The 16,701-nt window shown below is 73.0% G+C and carries 12 protein-coding genes and 1 tRNA gene; 7 read left to right on the top strand and 6 right to left on the bottom strand.

Annotation, left to right across the window (positions count from 1 at the left end; all coding sequences use genetic code 11):
• The first annotated feature begins 73 nt into the window (after positions 1–73).
• Positions 74–4,822: a PAS domain-containing protein gene (locus AMK33_RS15620; RefSeq protein WP_079194875.1), complete on the top strand. Its 4,749-nt coding sequence runs from the start codon at positions 74–76 to the stop codon at positions 4,820–4,822.
• A gap of 12 nt (positions 4,823–4,834) precedes the next feature.
• Here AMK33_RS15620 and AMK33_RS15615 read toward each other — a convergent pair whose 3' ends face one another.
• A complete protein-coding gene (locus AMK33_RS15615) occupies positions 4,835–5,413 on the bottom strand; it encodes a TetR family transcriptional regulator (protein ID WP_073933401.1) in 579 nt (192 codons plus the stop codon).
• A 130-nt stretch (positions 5,414–5,543) separates the two neighbouring features.
• Here AMK33_RS15615 and AMK33_RS15610 point away from each other — a divergent pair, with 130 nt between their 5' ends.
• Positions 5,544–6,785 (top strand): MFS transporter, encoded by a 1,242-nt coding sequence (locus tag AMK33_RS15610; RefSeq protein WP_073933400.1) that lies wholly within the window; start codon positions 5,544–5,546, stop codon positions 6,783–6,785.
• Positions 6,786–6,910: 125 nt separating this feature from the next.
• Here the strand turns inward: AMK33_RS15610 and AMK33_RS15605 are convergent, their stop codons facing one another.
• From AMK33_RS15605 to AMK33_RS15595, 3 genes are all read right to left on the bottom strand, one after another.
• Complete coding sequence (locus tag AMK33_RS15605) at positions 6,911–8,554, bottom strand: long-chain fatty acid--CoA ligase (protein WP_073933502.1); 1,644 nt, start codon at positions 8,552–8,554, stop codon at positions 6,911–6,913.
• A 139-nt stretch (positions 8,555–8,693) separates the two neighbouring features.
• Positions 8,694–9,260 carry a SigE family RNA polymerase sigma factor gene (locus tag AMK33_RS15600; protein WP_073933399.1) on the bottom strand — a complete coding sequence of 189 codons (567 nt, stop codon included), beginning with the start codon at positions 9,258–9,260 and terminating at the stop codon, positions 8,694–8,696.
• A gap of 241 nt (positions 9,261–9,501) precedes the next feature.
• Positions 9,502–9,825 (bottom strand): hypothetical protein, encoded by a 324-nt coding sequence (locus tag AMK33_RS15595; RefSeq protein WP_073933398.1) that lies wholly within the window; start codon positions 9,823–9,825, stop codon positions 9,502–9,504.
• A 371-nt stretch (positions 9,826–10,196) separates the two neighbouring features.
• Between AMK33_RS15595 and AMK33_RS15590 the strand changes: the two genes are divergently transcribed.
• The 4 genes from AMK33_RS15590 (at position 10,197) to AMK33_RS15575 (ending at position 13,713) form a co-directional block, all read left to right on the top strand.
• Positions 10,197–11,069 carry a bifunctional DNA primase/polymerase gene (locus tag AMK33_RS15590; protein ID WP_073933397.1) on the top strand — a complete coding sequence of 291 codons (873 nt, stop codon included), beginning with the start codon at positions 10,197–10,199 and terminating at the stop codon, positions 11,067–11,069.
• 74 nt (positions 11,070–11,143) lie between these two features.
• A complete protein-coding gene (locus AMK33_RS15585; protein WP_073933501.1) occupies positions 11,144–11,629 on the top strand; it encodes a hypothetical protein in 486 nt (161 codons plus the stop codon).
• 390 nt (positions 11,630–12,019) lie between these two features.
• Entirely contained in the window at positions 12,020–13,186 is a 1,167-nt protein-coding gene (locus AMK33_RS15580) for a hypothetical protein (RefSeq protein WP_235618106.1), read from the top strand.
• A gap of 47 nt (positions 13,187–13,233) precedes the next feature.
• Positions 13,234–13,713 (top strand): hypothetical protein, encoded by a 480-nt coding sequence (locus tag AMK33_RS15575; RefSeq protein ID WP_073933395.1) that lies wholly within the window; start codon positions 13,234–13,236, stop codon positions 13,711–13,713.
• A 77-nt stretch (positions 13,714–13,790) separates the two neighbouring features.
• Here the strand turns inward: AMK33_RS15575 and AMK33_RS15570 are convergent.
• Positions 13,791–13,877 (bottom strand) — tRNA-Ser (locus AMK33_RS15570).
• Positions 13,878–13,941: 64 nt separating this feature from the next.
• A complete protein-coding gene (locus AMK33_RS15565) occupies positions 13,942–15,477 on the bottom strand; it encodes a S1C family serine protease (RefSeq protein WP_073933394.1) in 1,536 nt (511 codons plus the stop codon).
• Positions 15,478–15,765: 288 nt separating this feature from the next.
• On the opposite strand from AMK33_RS15565, the gene AMK33_RS15555 reads away from it, so the two are divergent.
• On the top strand, positions 15,766–16,596 hold the full coding sequence (locus AMK33_RS15555) for a glycerophosphodiester phosphodiesterase (RefSeq protein WP_073933393.1): 831 nt from the start codon (positions 15,766–15,768) through the stop codon (positions 16,594–16,596).
• Positions 16,597–16,701: the final 105 nt, after the last annotated feature.

The raw sequence follows: 16,701 nt of genomic DNA, 5'->3' as shown, positions 1-16,701 counted from the left end.
TGACACGCTGCGGGCAGGTTGGCAAGATGGCCCGAGCGGTCGGCACGTCGCGGTAACAGGGAGGAAGCGTCTCGTGAGCAGCAGGCCATCCCGGGGCACTGCTCGCCTCGCAGCCATACTGGACGCGCTTCCGGACGCCCTGGTGCTGGTCAACGCCAACGGGACGGTCGTCAACGCCAACGCCATCGCCCTGGAGGCCTTCGAGACCCCCGGCACGGCGCTGGTGGGGCGGGGGCTGCTGGATCTGCTGCCGGAGTTCGACTCCAAGCTCATCCCCGGGTCCATGCGGCGGCCCGACCACATCGATCCCCGGGCGCGCACCAAGCCGACGCGGATGGTCGCCCGGCGGACCGACGGGACCGAGTTCCCGGTCGAGGTCACCAGTGCGAATCTGGAGAACGGCCAGCAGGCGTACGACAGTTCCGGCTACACCGGCGACGAGCTGCTGATGCTCGTCGTCCGCGACCTCTCCGGCACCGTCGACACCGAGGCCGAGCTGGCGCGTTCGCAGCGGCAGACCGAGATGATCCTGCGGGCCGCCTCCGAGGGTGTCGTCGGGACCGACACCGACGGGCGGATCGTCCTCGTCAACCCGGCCGCCGCCCAGATACTGGGCTACCGGGCCGGTGAACTCGGCGGGCGCGAACTGCACACGCTCGTCCTGCACTCGCGCGCCGACGGCGCCCCCTTCCCGTACGACGAGTCCCCGCTCGCCGACACCCTGCGCTCCGGGCGCAAGCACCGGGTGCGCGGCCAGGTGCTGTACGCCAAGAACGGCGACAAGCTGCCGGTCGACCTGACGACCGCGCCGGTGCGCGACGGCGACCAGCTCGTCGGCGCCGTCATGACGTTCCTCGACCGCCGCCCCTACGACGCGCTCGCCGAGGAGAAGGAGCAGGCCGAGCGGGAGCACGCCGAGGAGCTGGAGCGGCTCGCCGAGGAGCACGGCTCCGAGCTCACCGCCCTGCGTCAGGGCCACGTCACCGAGCTGGAGGAGCTGCGCGAGCAGCACGCGGAGGAACTCGCCGCGAACGAGGAGCGGTACGCCGCGCTCGGCGAGCGGGAGAAGGACCGCTACGAGGCCCTCGCCGCCCGGCACGACCAGCTGCTCACCCTGCTCGGGCGGTCCCTGCGCGGCCCGCTGGACGAGCTGCGCCGCGAACTGTCCGCGCTGGCCTCCGACGACGCCGGGCAGCTGTGGCCCGAGGCCAACCAGGTGCTCCACCACCTGTCGGCCGGCTACGCCCGGATCACCACCCTCATCGACAACGTCCTCGGCTACCAGCGGCTCGACGCCGGCGGCGAGCAGGTCGCCCGTACGAAGGTGATGCTCGACGCCGTCGTCGCCGCCGGGGTCGACGGTGCCGTGGAGCTCATCGGCCCCGGGCGGGTGCAGTTCGCCGTGCACGCGCCGCCCATCGAGGCCGAGGTCGACCCTCGGCTGCTCGCGACCGCCCTCGCGCATCTCGTCGCGGACGTCGCGGGTGTCGACGCGACCGGCAACACGCCGGTGTCGGCGGGCGGTTACCTGGACAACACGGTCGTGGTCGCGGCGGCGCAGCGCGGTGAGGTCGTACGCATCGAGGTGCGCGGACCGTACGGCGGCGGCGACCCGGTGCACGAGCCGATCGTGCGCGGGATCGTCCGGGCGCACGGCGGTGTGCTGCAGACGCACGAGGTGCCCGGGATGAGCGGCAGCGCGTTCGTCCTCGAGGTGCCGATCGGGGGCGGGGCGGGGTCCGTGCCGGCCGCCGAGCCGATGGTGCCGGCCGAGGAGACCGCTCCCGTTCCCGCCGAGCCGGCTCCCGGTGGTGGCGGGCGGCGCCGGGCGCGGCGCGCGTCCGTGGACGCCTTCCTGGAGAGCGAGGTGCCGGGCGCGGACGACGGCTCCGGTACGGACTCCGCGCCCACCGGCCGGCGCAGGCGCCGGGCGGCAGCCGCCGCCGACGACGAGCCCGCGCAGGCGTCCGGCGGTACCGGGCGGCGGCGCGGCCGGCCGGCCGAGGGCGCGCCGGCCGCGGTGGGGGCCGAGGTCGAACTCGCGGGGGCCGCCGGGGTGTCCGAGGGGGCCGTCGTCACCGCCGCCGAGCATGCGGCGGGGGCCGCCGCGTCGAACACGGGGCTGGGCGGGACCGTACCGCCGCAGGGGGTGCCGGGGCCGTCCGGGCAGCGTGCCCGGCAGGGGGCCGGCGAACAGCACGCGCTGCCGCCGGCGCTGCCCGCGCCGTCCGGCGGGGACGGGGCGGCCGAGGCGCCCCAGGCCGAGGTCGCGGTGCACGTTCCGGCCCAGGCTTCGGGGCAGGCGCAGTCGCAGCCGACGGGACGGCGCCGGCGTGCGCTGGCCGCCGCCACCGAGCGGGCGGCGGCACAGGAGGCCGCACCCCGTACGGTGTTCGCACTGCCACCGGCCGAGGCGGACCAGGAACAGCACACCGACCGGCCGGCCCAGGCCGAGGCGGTCGGACAGGCCGAGGCGGTCGGACAGACCGAGGCGGTCAAGCAGGCCGGGGTGGTTGGGCGAGTTGGGGCTGTCGGGCAGGCCGGGGTCGACAACGGCCGCCATGACGCCGTTCCGCACGACCAGGCCGACGACCACACCCCGCCGCAGCCGCACCCCACCAGCGCGCCGACGGGCCGCCGACGGCGGGCCGTCGCCCAGCCGGCAGGGCCCGACGGCACACCCACCGAGGCTCCCCTTCCGGCCGTCCAGGCTCCAGGGGCTTCGGCGCAGTGGGGGGCGGCACCTGCGCAGGGGGCGCCTGCCGTGCCGCAGGGCGCTCCGGTTCCGCCACAGGGTGCTCCCGTGCCCGCGCAGGGGGCGGCTGTCCCGGTCCAGGAGGCCGCGGTCCCGCCGCAGGGCACGTCCGCGGCGCCGCAGGGTGCTCCCGTACCCGCACAGGGTGCGGCCGTTCCTCCGCAAGGGGCCCCCGTGCCCGCACACAGTGCTCCGGTTCCGCCACAGGGTGCTCCCGTGCCCGCGCAGGGGGCGGCTGTCCCGGTCCAGGGGGCCGCGGTCCCGCCGCAGGGCACGTCCGCGGCGCCGCAGGGTGCTCCCGTACCCGCACAGGGTGCGGCCGTTCCTCCGCAAGGGGCCCCCGTGCCCACACACAGTGCTGCGGTCCCGCCGCAGGGCGCCGCGGTCCCGGCACACGGTGCTCCTGTTCCGGCGCATGGCGCGGCTGTTCCCCCGCAAGGGGCTCCGGTACCGGCACACAACACTGCGGTCCCGCCGCAGGGCATCACACCCCCGGCACACGGCGCCCCCGTACCCGCACAGGGCGCGGCCGTCCCCCCGCAGGGCGCTCCCATTCCGGCACAAGGTGCGGCCGTCCCCCCGCAAGGGGCCCCCGCTCCGGAACACGGTGCCGCCATCCCACCGCAGAGCATCACACCCCCGGCACACGGCGCCCCCGTACCCGCACAGGAGCAGGCGGCGCAGCCGCTTCCCGCCGCTCAGCCGCTTCCCGCCGAGGCCGCGCCCGGGTCGGGCGCTGCGGCCGAAGGTGGTCCCGCTCCGCAGCAGTGGCCCGCAGCCGGTGACACCTCCGGTGCCGGTACGGCCGTACCGGCGACCGCGGGTCCGTCGCAGCCGACCCCCGCCGCCGGCACCCCGTTGCCGCCCGAGGGCGCGCCGGCGCAGCGGGCCGCTCAGCCGTTGCCCGCGGAGTCCTCGGCGCCGGTCGATCCGAACTCCACCCAGGGGCGGGCGATCAGCGTGCGGACGCTGGGACAGGGCGTGCCGTTCAACCGGCAGGCCGCCCAGGTGCAGCAGCCGCTGCCGTCGGCCACGCCTCCTCCGCACCAGCCGGGCGGCTCCGGCCGCCGCCGCAAGCTCGGTACGCGCCCCGACCCGGCCGCGGGCAACGAGCAGGGCGCGCGCCCGCACCCGTCGGCCGAGCCCGTACCCGCGAACGCCCACGCGCACGCGCCGGCGCACTCCCGGCTCGCGCCGACGACCGAGGGCACCGGACGGTCGTACGCCATAGGGGCGCCCGACGCGGACGCCGCCGAGGGGCCCGAGCCGCTGGACGGTCCGGGCGGGGCCGTCGAGGTGGCGGACCCGCCGCGTCCGCAGCCGATGGACGACGAGCTGCCGCCGGAGCCGCTGGACAACCCGCGCCGGCTGCTGGTGTGGCCCGCGCCGGACGTCACCACCCAGCAGGCGCTGAGCGACCGCGGCTACCGGCCGGTGATCGTGCACTCGCGCGAGGAGGTCGACGCGCAGATCGCGGCGTTCCCCGCCGCGCTGTTCGTGGACCCGCTGACCGGGCCGATCACCCGTACGGCCCTGCAGTCGCTGCGGCAGGCGGCGGTGGCCGCCGAGGTGCCTGTGCTGGTCACGGCCGGGCTCGGACAGGCCTCGCGCGATGCCGCGTACGGCGCCGATCCCGCCGTACTGCTGAAGGCGCTCGCGCCGCGCGACAGCGAACAGCACCCCCCGCGCGTGCTGCTGATCGAGGAGCACGCGGAGATCGCGCTGGCGCTGACCGGGACGCTGGAGCGGCGCGGGATGCAGGTCGCGCGGGCCGCGAGTGACGCCGACGCGGTGGCGCTGGCGGGGCAGTTCCGGCCGAACCTGGTGGTGATGGACCTGATGCGCGTGCACCCGCGCCAGGCCGGGCCCGCCGGGATCGTCGACTGGCTGCGGGCGAACGGGCAGCTCAACCGCACCCCGCTCGTCGTCTACACGGCCGCCGTCGACCAGGCGGACCTGCCGCGGCTGGCCTCCGGCGAGACGGTGCTGTTCCTGGCGGAGCGGTCCACCAGTGAAGAGGTGCAGGACAGGATCGTCGACCTGCTGTCGCGGATCGGGACCAACTGACCCGCACCGCCGTCAGCGGGCGACCAGGCGGCGCGCCGCCTCCTTCACGGACGCGCGCAGCCGGGCGCGGTCGTCCGGCTCCCCGCCGACCAGGATGCGGCGCATCTGCGGGACGACGGCCGTCCAGTTGGCCAGCGCGGTCAGCAGGAACAGCAGGTCGCCGGCCGGGATGGCGTCGGTGACGACGCCCCGGTCCTGGCCGTCCTGGAGCAGGGCGACCTTGCGGACGTAGTGCTCCTGGCGTTCGCCCTCGTGGGGCAGTTCGTCGGTGCCGTACTCCAGGCCCTCCCAGAAGAGCAGGCGCAGCAGTTCGGGGTGGGCGGCGTGGTAGTCCATCAGCCGGTCGACCCAGCTCTCGATGTCGTCCGGGTCGACGGGGACGGACTCGGCGAGGTCCAGCATCTTCCGCTCGAGGACGATCGCGAACAGCTCCGCCTTGTTGCCGAAGTAGGCGTAGATGAGCTGCTTGTTGGCCTTCGCCTCGGCCGCGATGCGGTCGATGCGGGCACCGGCGATGCCGTGGCGGGCGAACTCGGTGACCGCCGCCTCGAAGATCCGGGCCTTGGTGGCCTCGGGGTCCCTGACTGCCATGGGGACAGGGTAGCGCCCCTTGTAACCAACTGTTTGGTTGACAGGGAATCCGGCGGGGACGCAGACTGTTCCCTCCATCAGCCAACCAACCAGTTAGTTGTTAGAGCAGGCTCGAAGGGGTATCCCGCTCATGTCCTCAGCGCCCAGCGCCAACACCACCGGCCGGCAGGCCCGCAGGCCACCGGTCACCACTCCCGATCAGAATCCGGGTCCGGGTCCGAGCCCGTCCCGCGGCTCCGGCGCGTTCCTCATGCTCATCGCCGTGTGCACCGCGGTCACGGCCGCCAACATCTACCTCGCCGCGCCGCTGCTCTCCCTCATCGCCCGCGACTTCGGCTCCACGCCGTCCGCCGTGGCCTGGATCGCCTCGGTCGCCCAGCTCGGCTACGCCGTCGGCCTGCTCTTCTTCGCCCCGCTCGGCGACACCGCCGACCGGCGCAGGCTGGTCACCGTCCTGACCCTGGTCACCACCGCCGCCCTGATCGCCAGCGCGGTCGCCCCGAGCACCGGCGCACTGGCGGTCGCCGTGTTCGTCGCCTCGGCCGGGACCGTCGTACCGCAGCTCCTCGTCCCGCTGGTCGCCGAACGCGCCCCCGCCGCCCGCCGCGCCCGCCACGTCGCGGCCGTGATCGCCGGCCTGTTCACCGGCATCGTCGCGGCCCGGGTCCTCGGCGGACTCGCCGGAGAGGCCTTCGGCTGGCGGTGGGTGTTCGCGGGCGCGGCCGTCCTCACGCTCGCCCTGGGCACCGCCACCGCCCTCGTCCTGCCGTCCGGGCGGCGCCGCCGCGACGGTTCGCTGTTCGGCGGCCTCGCCGCACTGCCCGGACTGCTGCGCCGCTCGCCCGACCTGTGGCGCGCGTCGGTGCGCCAGGCGGGGATGTTCGGTGCGTGGAGCGCTCTGTGGACCTCGCTCGCCCTGCTGCTGACGGGCCCGGCCTACGACCTGTCCACCGCCACCGCCGGACTGTTCGGCCTCTTCGGGCTCGCGGCGAGCGCGGTGGCGCCGCTGGCGGGCGGGCTGGTCGACCGCTTCGGCGCCGCCAGGGTCGTACGGGGGGCGTATCTGCTCGCGGCCGTCTCCGTGCCGCTGTTCTGGCTGGGCGGGCAGGTCATCTGGGCGCTGTTCGTCGCCGCGACCGCGATCCACGCGGCCCTGGTCGCCTCCCACGTCGCCAACCAGACCCTCGCCCTGACCACCACCTCCAGCCCGGCCGTCGCCAACACGGCCTACGTCGTCTCCGGTTTCGCAGGCGGCGCCACCGCCTCGGCCCTCGCGGGCACCGCCTTCACCCAATTCGGCTGGGGCGGGGTGTCGGCGGTGGCGGCGGTCTGGCTGGCGCTGGGGTGGGGGAGCACGGCGGTACGGCGGTGACGGCGATGACAGCCGTCGCCGTACGACCGGGACACCCGCCGCCCGCACACCCGGTGAACTGAGCCGCACACCGCCGGACGGCGAGGTTCCGCCTCACCGCCCGGCGCATCCCGCGTACGCCGGTGTCAGAGCCGGGTGACGTCCAGCTCCCCAGCGGCGTACTGCCTGCGCAGCACCTTCTTGTCGAACTTGCCGACGCTGGTCTTCGGCACCGACGTGATCACCGTCCAGCGCTCCGGAAGCTGCCACTTGGCGATCTTGCCCTCCTCCTGGAGGAAGGCCCGCAGGGTGGTGAAGTCGGCGGTGGAGCCCTCCTTGAGGACGACCGTGGCCAGCGGGCGCTCGCCCCACTTGTCGTCCGGGACGGCGACGACGGCGGCCTCGGCGACGTCCGGGTGGGACATCAGCGCGTTCTCCAGCTCGACCGAGGAGATCCACTCGCCGCCGGACTTGATGACGTCCTTGGCCCGGTCGGTGAGGGTGAGGAAACCGTCGGCGGAGATCGTCCCGACGTCACCCGTCTTCAGCCAGCCGTCCTCGCTGAACTTGTCGGCGGGGCGCAGGGGCTCGGCGTCGGGGCCGTTGTAGTAGGCGCCGGCGATCCACGCGCCGCGCACCTCCAGCTCGCCCGCGGACTCGCCGTCCCAGGGGAGGCGTTCGCCGCCGGGGCCGGTGAGGCGGGCCTCGACGCCGGCCGGGAAGCGGCCCTGGGTCAGCCGGTAGGCGAACTCCTCCTCGGTGCCCACGGCGTGGGCCGGCGGGCGGGCGATGGTGCCGAGCGGGGAGGTCTCCGTCATGCCCCAGGCGTGGCAGACCCGCATGCCCAGCTTGTCGAACGCCTCCATCAGGGAGGGCGGACAGGCGGAGCCGCCGATGGTGACCTGGGTGAGGGAGGAGACGTCCCGGGGCTTGGCGGTCAGCTCGGCGAGCAGCCCCTGCCAGATGGTGGGGACGGCGGCGGCGTGGGTCGGCTTCTCGCCCTCGATCATCTCGGCGAGCGGGGCGGGCTGCAGGAAGCGGTCCGGCATCAGCATGTTGACGCCGGTCATGAAGGTGGCGTGCGGCAGGCCCCAGGCGTTGACGTGGAACTGCGGGACCACGACCAGCGAGGTGTCCTGGTCGGTCAGGCCCATCGACTGCGCCATGTTGACCTGCATGGAGTGCAGGTAGATGGAGCGGTGGCTGTAGATCACGCCCTTGGGGTCGCCGGTGGTGCCGGAGGTGTAGCACATGGCGGCGGCGGCGCGCTCGTCCAGCTCCGGCCAGTCGTAGGCGACGGGCTGTCCGGCGAGCAGGTCCTCGTACTCGTGCACCCGCGCGGCGGCGTCCGCCAGCGCGGAACGGTCACCGGGACCGGAGACGACCACGTGCTCGACGGTCTTCAGGTGCGGCAGCAGCGGCGCGAGGAGGGGGATCAGCGAACCGTTGACGATGACCACCCGGTCGGCGGCGTGGTTGACGATCCACGCGAGCTGCTCGGCCGGGAGGCGGAGGTTCAGGGTGTGGAGGACGGCGCCCATGGAGGGGATCGCGAAGTACGCCTCGACGTGCTCGGCGTTGTTCCACATGAGGGTGGCGACCCGGTCGTCGCCGGTGACACCGAGGTCGTCGCGCAGGGCGTGGGCCAGCTGGGCCGCTCGGGCGCCGATCTCCGCGTAGGAACGGCGGTGCGGTTCTCCCTCGCCGGTCCAGGTGGTCACCTGTGAGGTGCCGTGGATCGTCGACCCGTGGGTCAGGATCCTCGAGATCAGCAGCGGTACGTCCTGCATGGTGCTCAGCACGGGGCGTCCTCCTGGGCGACATTGCCTGCGCGGCGGTAAGGGTTGCGCTGATTCTGCGCACATACCGCGCGGTATGTCACTAGGGGAGCGAATGATCGATCACGCCGCGTCGGCGGACCGGTGCGTGTCAGCCGCGGACGAGCCCCAGTTCGGCGTCCTCGCGGAGCTTGCCGAGCGCCCTCGACACGGCCGACTTCACCGTGCCCACCGAGACGCCGAGCACCTCGGCCGTCTGCACCTCGCTGAGGTCCTCGTAGTACCGCAGCACGACCATCGCCCGCTGCCGCGCGGGCAGCCGCATGATCGCCCGCCACATCGCGTCGCGCAGCGCCTGCTGCTCGGCCGGGTCGTCGCCGCCGGGCACCGGGTCGGGCTCGGGCAGCTCGTCGCAGGCGAACTCGTCGACCTTGCGCTTGCGCCACTGCGAGGTGCGCGTGTTCAGCAGCGCCCTGCGCACATAGCCGTCGAGCGCCCCGTGGTCCTCTATGCGCTCCCAGGCGACGTACGTCTTGGCGAGCGCGGTCTGCAGCAGGTCCTCCGCGTCGCTCGGATTCCCGGTCAGCGACCGGGCGGTACGCAGGAGCACCGGCTGGCGAGCCCTCATGTACGACGAGAACGACGGGTACGGGAGGGTCTGCGCCGCTGTCGCTGGGGTGGCGGCTTTCGAAGCGCTGGTGCAGACGGGTGTGGTCATGGCTCAACGCTATGAGCGGGACCTTGTCCGGCGGATCGCCCGCAGGTCCCGAAGGCGCGTCCCCCTCAGGTTGTAGGGGTGGGGCTGGCTGCACCTCCTGAAGGTGGACCAGCGGGTGAGGGGTACTGCGGGTCGACCCCTGAGGGACCCCCCCTGGAACGTCCGGGCGACGGTGCCGAAGCACCGCCGCCCGGACGCCCCGCACCCCACGAAGCACCCCCGCACGGTCAGGGCGCCGGCCTCACCACAGCGGGGTGAAGCCGATGGCCACGTTGTCGTTGCCCTGGTTGACGGTCGTGAAGGCGGAGCCGGTGACCTGGGCGGTGTTGTTCTGGTTCGTGGCGCCGGATCCGGTGGCCTGCTGCTGCGAGGTGGCCGAGTTGCCGAAGTTGTCGCCGCCGACACCGCTGCCGAGGGCGTCGGCCTCGGAGCTCGTGGCCGTCGCGATCGATCCGTCGTCCGCGAGGGCGCCGCTGTCCGCCGCCGCGACGCCGGTGAAGAGGGCGGCCGCGAGCGGCAGGGCGGAGACCGCGGCGATGACGCGGGCGGTACGGATGCTTGCCATGTTGTGTTCCCTCCAGAACAAGGACGCACCGGTTCACGACCGGGTGTGGCTCATCACCGTGTGCGCGTGAAGTACGGCTGTCACCAGGGAAGTTGTCCCCCCGCCCCGGTGCTGTGCACGACGTCGCGAGATCAGGGTTGCCCAGGGAATCCCCGGCGAACCACCCTGGACACCGTCATTCGCACGCAAGCGTGACGACAAGGCGATAAACCCCGACGCGCCCCTTGAATCCCACCCCTTTCCGATAGGACCCTCCACCCCGCTCCCCGTAAGGGACGAAGCGTTCCGCCACTTCTCCCACCCACGCCCCCACCTCGGCGCGCCGAGCGCTCCCCCTTCCCATCCTCGAACATGTGTACGAAAATAGAGGCATGGCCACCACCGACCGGCAGGCCGCGACCCTGGCCCTCGCACACGCCCTGTCAGCCGCCGAACGCGGACTGGCCGTCATCCCCCTGTCCCGGACGAAACTCCCGGCCCTGCGCTCCCCGCACCGCGACGACCCGGAGCCGTCAAGCCCGCCCTGCCACGGCGAGTGCGGCCGCTTCGGCCACGGCGTCCACGACGCCTCCACCGACCCCACCCGCATCCGCGCACTGTTCGCCGCCGCGCCCCGCGCCACCGGTTACGGCATCGCCTGCGGACTGCCCCCGCACCACCTCATCGGCGTCGACCTGGACACCAAGACCGGTACGGACTCGTTCGCCGCCCTGCGCGAACTGGCCCGACGCCACCTGTTCACGATCCCCGCCACGGTGATCGTCCTGACCCCGAGCGGAGGCCGTCACCTGTGGCTGAGCGGCCCGCCGGACGTCGTCGTCCCCAACTCCGCGGGCCGGCTGGCCCCCGGCATCGACATCCGGGGCGCCGGCGGCTATCTCGTCGGCCCCGGTTCCCACACCGACCACGGCCCGTACACCACCGCTCCGGGCACCGCGCGCCTGGCCCCGGCGCCATGCCCGCCCGCCCTCCTGCGCCTGCTCCTCCCACCGCCCCGCACCCACCACCCGACGCCCCCACCGGCCGACGGACACGGCCAGGGCCTGGTCCAGTTCGTCCTCGCGGCGCACGAGGGCCAGCGCAACACCCGCCTGTTCTGGGCGGCCTGCCGCGCCTACGAGGACGGAATCGGCCCCGCTCTGGTGGACCCCTTGGTCGGCGCGGCCCTCAGCACCGGCCTGTCCGAACGCGAAGCCCGCGCGACGATCGCGTCGGCGGCCCGGATGACGGGGCACCGCCCCTGACCACCCCCCGCCCGTGCTCCCTCCTCCCTGAGAACCGAAAGACCCCGATGCACCACCGCTCCAAAGCTCCGACCATGTCACTCGCCCGCGTCCACCTCGGCTCCGGCCGTTCGGTCGACCTCTGCGAGCTGCGGATGTCGTCGACGTACGGCGGGCTGCTCGAGGGCTACCCGTGCAAACCCCTCAACGACAGGACGATCGACTGGCTGCTCCGGTCCGCCGAGCGCGCCTTCCCCGGCACTCCGGTCCACCTGATCCCGCCCCCGCGCGAGTACCCCGACCAGTACGCGGGTGCCTTCGGCCCCGTGGAGGTGCTGCCCGCCGTGACGTGCGTCGGCAGCTTCCGGTCCGAGGCACTCGACCCGGCCCACGACCGCTCCCTGTACCGCTCCCGCCTCACCGTCGTCTGGTTCCAGCCCTCCCCGCGCGTACCGTCCGGCTGCGACACGGAGCCCTCACTGCGGGACCTGCCCTGGGAACGGCTGGCCGAGGACGAAGAGCTCCAGAGGCCGCCGCTCGGACTCGTTCCGGGCGCGCGGGGTGACGGTCCCGCGAGGTGATGCACACGTACGGAGTGGCGACAGCCTGAACGTCATCACACGTACGGGTGAGTGTCAGGCCCCGTCACCGGGGTACGAAGCCGCTGCCCCGGCCTCTGCGAAGTCCACCCCCGACGACGGCCCGAGATCCGAAAAAGCCTGGTGACAGGGGGCCGGACGAAAGAAAACGATGCCGCGGAAGACGTTTTCGATCACCTGCTATCAGCAGCGTGCGCGTGTCTACAGCGCCCCAAACGTCCTGATTGTTCAGAATGTTGCCCACTGCCCCAGTTGAAACTATGAAGTTTCGTTGCCGAGGAGCATGACATGCAGGTTCGCAGGTGGCTCCCAGACCAGCCCACTCGTATCGGCCGTCACGACTGGCCGGACGAGGGGGACAACGGAACGCACATGCGACTGCGAGCCGGCTCCATCGTGGTACTGGACCGGCAGGGGTGGCGCATCCTGGAGATCAACGGCTACCCGAGCAACTGGTGGCCGGACTCCTACGAGAAGGCCTGGCGCGACCACGTGGAACTGTGGTGGCACGCCAACGAACTGCGGCGGGCCAACAACCAGGCGGTCAAACCGGCCCCCGAGCGGGCCGAGTTCTACAAGCGCCCGGTGGTGCTGGTGCTGCGCAACGAGAACCTGCCCCGCTCCACACCGAAGCACTGGTGCGCTCCCGCCAGCCACGACTGGCGGGTCCTCCCCGAGCACTACGCCGTCTGCCGCGCCTGCGGCGAGCTGCCGCCCTGCCACCACGGGGAGTACCGCTGGGAGGGCGGCCCCCGCTGGCCGGAACAGGACGGCGGCATCCCGCTCATGGTGCCGGAGGGCTGCTGCATGGGGTGCGCCGAGCCGATCAGGCCGCGGGTGCGGACCGTGCGCTTCCCGGGCCCGAACCTCTGGTACCCGGACCTGGGGGAGGACACAGCCGTCTTCCACGCCCGCACGGCCTGCGCCGACCAGGTCGACCGCTACCGCATGCAGTGGCAGGCCGAGTACAACCCGCGCTCCTCCGCCCACCCCGCCACTCCCTCGTTCCCGGGTTTCGAGCACTTCGTACTCCCCCGCACGCGCCACGCGCCGGACGTGTCCCCGCACGACCGGCGGACCCCCCAGGACCCGCACCGGCCGGAGGCGGAGGAATGCGCCTCCGTGACCGGCGACTTCGGCGCCTTCCCCACCCCGTTCGACGGACGCCGGGCAGACCCGGGGACCGGCACACCGCCGACCGCCCCGTCGGCGCCCCCGGCCGCGCCCGAGCCTGCACACCAGCCGGCACCCGCGGCCTCCGGCACACCCGCGGCGGACCCGACGACACCCGGACCTCTTCCCGCGGCCGGTACGAGCGTGCCCGCCACCGCGCCGGCCGAGGCGCCCGCCACCGCCTCCCCTTCCCTCGAAGGCCTCGGGCCGGCCCTCCGGTCCGCGCAGGAACTGGACCTGGCGCTGACAGGAAGCCCGTCCTTCCACAACGCCGAGCAGGCGGCCCGGGTGATCGAGGAACTCACCGCGGCGGTCCGCAACATCGCCCTCTGCCTGAACAACCCGGCCACCCGCGAACGCCCCTGACCCACACTCCCCGGCCGGCAGGTTCCCGCGCGGGTACGTTGTCCGGCATGGCCACCCAGATCATCACCTTGGTCGGCGTCCTCATCGGCGCCCTGACGTCCTACTTCGCAACGGCCATGGCCGAGCGGACAAAGCTGCGGCACCTGATGGCCACCCGGTGGGACGAGCGAAAACTCGACACATACATCGAGTACGTGTCGTGCATCAAGGAGATCCAGAGGGCCGCCATGGACGCCGGGCGGGCCCGTGACCAGGGGAAGGACCCGTCTGACGCGCTGACCGAGATGGAGGGGAACGAGAAGAAGAGATCGATCCTCTTCGAGACCTTCGTCCTGCTGAGCGACGACAGGGCCGCCACCGCCGCACACGCCGTCAACCAGCGGACCTGGGAACTCCTCAGAACAGCGCGCGTCCCCTCGAACGGAACAGCCGAACTTCGCCCGATCCCCTTGGTGGAGGCGCTGAACGTCCTCCATGAAGCAGCAAGATCAGACCTGACGATATCCAGCGACACCCCCACCCGCTGAAGCGCGCACGAGCACCACAACGCACAACGGCCCCCGACCGCGCACCTGGTCGGGGGCCGTTCTCACTGCTCATCGCGCGGAGGCGGTGGGATTTGAACCCACGGTGACATCGCTGCCACGACGGTTTTCAAGACCGTTCCCTTCGGCCGCTCGGGCACGCCTCCCCGCGCCGGCCGGTGATCGGCGGCGCGGGGACAAGGGTAACGGGTTCGGGGTCCGCGGGTGAGGTCAGCTGTCGCCCACGCGGGAGCCCAGGGTGAGTTCCGCGGTGTGTTCCTTGCCGTCGCGCTCGTAGGTGATCGTGACCTCGTCGCCCGGCTTGTGGGTCCAGATCTCGCCGATCAGGGTGGGGCCGGAGTCGATGACCCGGTCGTCGAGCTTGGTGATGACGTCGCCGGGCTGCAGGCCGGCCTTGTCGGCGGGGCCGCCGGGGTCGACGGGCTCGGAGCCGCCCGCGCCCTGCTCGGTGATCTTCGCGCCGCCCGTCGCGTCCTCCAGGGAGACCGACGCGCCGATCTTGGCGTACACCGGCTTGCCCGTCTCGATCAGTTCCTGGGCGACGTACTTGGCCTGGTTGATCGGGATGGCGAAGCCCAGGCCGATCGAGCCGGCCTGTCCCGTGCCGAAGCCACCGTTGCTGGTGGACTGGATCGCGGAGTTGATGCCGATCACGTTGCCCTGCGCGTCGAGCAGCGGACCGCCGGAGTTGCCCGGGTTGATGGACGCGTCGGTCTGCAGGGCGCTCATGTACGACGCCTGGCTGCCGCTGCCGTCGCTGGAGGCGACCGGGCGGTTCTTCGCGCTGATGATGCCCGTCGTCACCGTGTTGGACAGGCCGAAGGGCGCGCCGATCGCGATCGTCGAGTCGCCGACGGCCACCTCGTCGGAGTTGCCCAGGGGGAGGGGCTTCAGGTCCGAGGGGGCGTCGTTCAGCTTGATGACCGCGACGTCGTAGCCCTGTGCGTGTCCGACCACCTCGGCGTCGTACTTCTTGCCGTCGGGGAAGGTCGCCGTCACCTTGCCGCCGTCGACGGCCTCGGCCACGACGTGGTTGTTGGTGACGATGTGGCCCTCTTTGTCGAAGACGAAGCCCGTGCCGGTGCCGCCCTCGCCGCTGCTGCTCTCGGCCTCGATGGTGACCGTGCTCGGCAGCGCCTTGGCGGCCACGGCGGCGACCGTGCCCGGGTCGCGCTTCACGTTGCCGCCGCTGGTGGACGCCGAGACGGTCGTCGAGCCGTTGCTGTCGTTCTCCTTGGCCAGCGTGTAGCCGAGGCCGCCGCCCGCGCCGCCCGCGACCAGCGCGGCCACCAGGACCGCGGCGAGCAGACGGCCGCGCCCGCCGCCGTTCTTCGGCGCCGGCTGCTGGTAGGAGGAGCCCCAGCCGCCCGAACCGTGCCCGGCGCCGCCGTCACCGCCACCGCCGTACGACGGGGTGGACGGCGGCGGGGGCGGGGGCCAGGAGGCGTCAGGGGCGGAGGAGGGAGGGGTGGGGTCCTGGCCTCCGTGGGCGCCGTGAGCACTGTGAGTACCGTGAGCGCCGTGCGGGTCCCAGCCGGTTTCGCTCACCGGGGTCTGGGGGTCGGAGCCGTATCCCTGGTCGGCGTGCTGTGCGGGTGCCTGCGGCGGCGCGGACGGGGCCGGTTCCGGAGCCGCTCCCGGGGCGGGGTGCCCCTGGTGCGCCGGAGCAGCGGGAGCATCCACCGGCGCGGGCGGCGGTGCGGACGGCGCCGGGGGTACCGCGGTGCCCTCGTTCTCGGTGCTCACAGCTTCTCTCCTCGATCCACGGCTGTTGTTGTCGGTCGCACTCGGTCACGCTCGTTCACGCCCGTCCACGAGTCCGGCGCGATGCAGCTGTGCATGTCTCTTTGTATGACGTCAGCTTTTCCCACGGGCCGTCAGGGCACCATAAGCCGTTCCTGTGGGTCCGGGGCCATTCTTTATATAGGGCATTACTCACGTAAGGCACGCCACTCGATGCCTCCGACCGGACGGCGACACCGTTCACTCCACTCCGAGCACCCGTCTACCCGTGCACGGTGGCACCATGACGCGGTGACCCACGCACGGCAGCACCTGACCCAAGTCGTCGCGCACCGGGGGGCCTCCGAGGACGCCCCCGAGCACACCCTGGCCGCGTACCGCAAAGCGATCGAGGACGGTGCGGACGCGCTCGAATGCGATGTGCGCCTGACCGCCGACGGCCACCTTGTGTGCGTTCACGACCGTCGCGTCAACCGTACGTCCAACGGGCGCGGTGCGGTGTCGGCGCTCGAGCTCTCCGATCTGACCGCCCTGGACTTCGGCTCCTGGAAGAGCCGTGACGCCTTCGGGGGGCCGCGCGTCGAGGAGCCCGACTGGGAGCACCGCCCGGAGGACCGGGAGGCCACCTCCGTCCTCACCCTGGAGCGGCTGCTGGAGCTGGTCTCCGACGCCGGGCGCCGGGTCGAGCTGGCGATCGAGACCAAACACCCCACGCGGTGGGCGGGACAGGTGGAGGAGCGGCTGCTGCTCCTGCTCAAGCGGTTCGGTCTCGACGCGCCCGCCGCAGCGGAGGACTCCCCGGTGCGCGTGATGAGTTTCTCCGCGCGGTCGCTGCACCGCGTGCGTGCCGCCTCGCCGACGCTGCCCACGGTCTATCTGATGCAGTTCGTCTCGCCGCGGCTGCGCGACGGACGCCTGCCCGCCGGCGTGCGGATCGCGGGGCCCTCGATCCGCATCGTGCGCAGCCACCCCGCGTACATCGAGCGCCTGAAGCAGTCCGGGCACCAGGTGCACGTGTGGACCGTGAACGAACCGGAGGACGTGGACCTCTGTGTGCGTCTCGGCGTGGACGCCATCATCACCAACCGCCCCCGCGCGGTGCTCGATCAGCTCGGCCGCTGACCGCGCGGCGCACCACCCGCCCCACCGGCCCCAGGAGCAGTGCGCACAAGCCTTGACCCCGTGCCCGATCCCGGCGCATCCTCACATCTCGGCCACAGCGACGAG

Origin of the sequence: Streptomyces sp. CB02400, from assembly GCF_001905725.1 — a bacterium.
Taxonomy (GTDB): Bacteria; Actinomycetota; Actinomycetes; order Streptomycetales; family Streptomycetaceae; genus Streptomyces; species Streptomyces atrovirens.
The sequence above is the reverse complement of the archived record's forward strand: the minus strand, read 5'-3'. Positions and strand labels throughout refer to the sequence as shown.

Excerpts from the sequence above, each read along its gene's own strand:
- AMK33_RS15615 (WP_073933401.1), bottom strand. The coding sequence starts at position 5,413 with ATGGCAGTCAGGGACCCCGAGGCCACCAAGGCCCGGATCTTCGAGGCG.
- AMK33_RS15610 (WP_073933400.1), top strand. The coding sequence starts at position 5,544 with ATGTCCTCAGCGCCCAGCGCCAACACCACCGGCCGGCAGGCCCGCAGG.
- AMK33_RS15605 (WP_073933502.1), bottom strand. The coding sequence starts at position 8,554 with ATGCAGGACGTACCGCTGCTGATCTCGAGGATCCTGACCCACGGGTCG.
- AMK33_RS15600 (WP_073933399.1), bottom strand. The coding sequence starts at position 9,260 with ATGACCACACCCGTCTGCACCAGCGCTTCGAAAGCCGCCACCCCAGCG.
- AMK33_RS15595 (WP_073933398.1), bottom strand. The coding sequence starts at position 9,825 with ATGGCAAGCATCCGTACCGCCCGCGTCATCGCCGCGGTCTCCGCCCTG.
- AMK33_RS15590 (WP_073933397.1), top strand. The coding sequence starts at position 10,197 with ATGGCCACCACCGACCGGCAGGCCGCGACCCTGGCCCTCGCACACGCC.
- AMK33_RS15585 (WP_073933501.1), top strand. The coding sequence starts at position 11,144 with ATGTCACTCGCCCGCGTCCACCTCGGCTCCGGCCGTTCGGTCGACCTC.
- AMK33_RS15580 (WP_235618106.1), top strand. The coding sequence starts at position 12,020 with ATGCGACTGCGAGCCGGCTCCATCGTGGTACTGGACCGGCAGGGGTGG.
- AMK33_RS15575 (WP_073933395.1), top strand. The coding sequence starts at position 13,234 with ATGGCCACCCAGATCATCACCTTGGTCGGCGTCCTCATCGGCGCCCTG.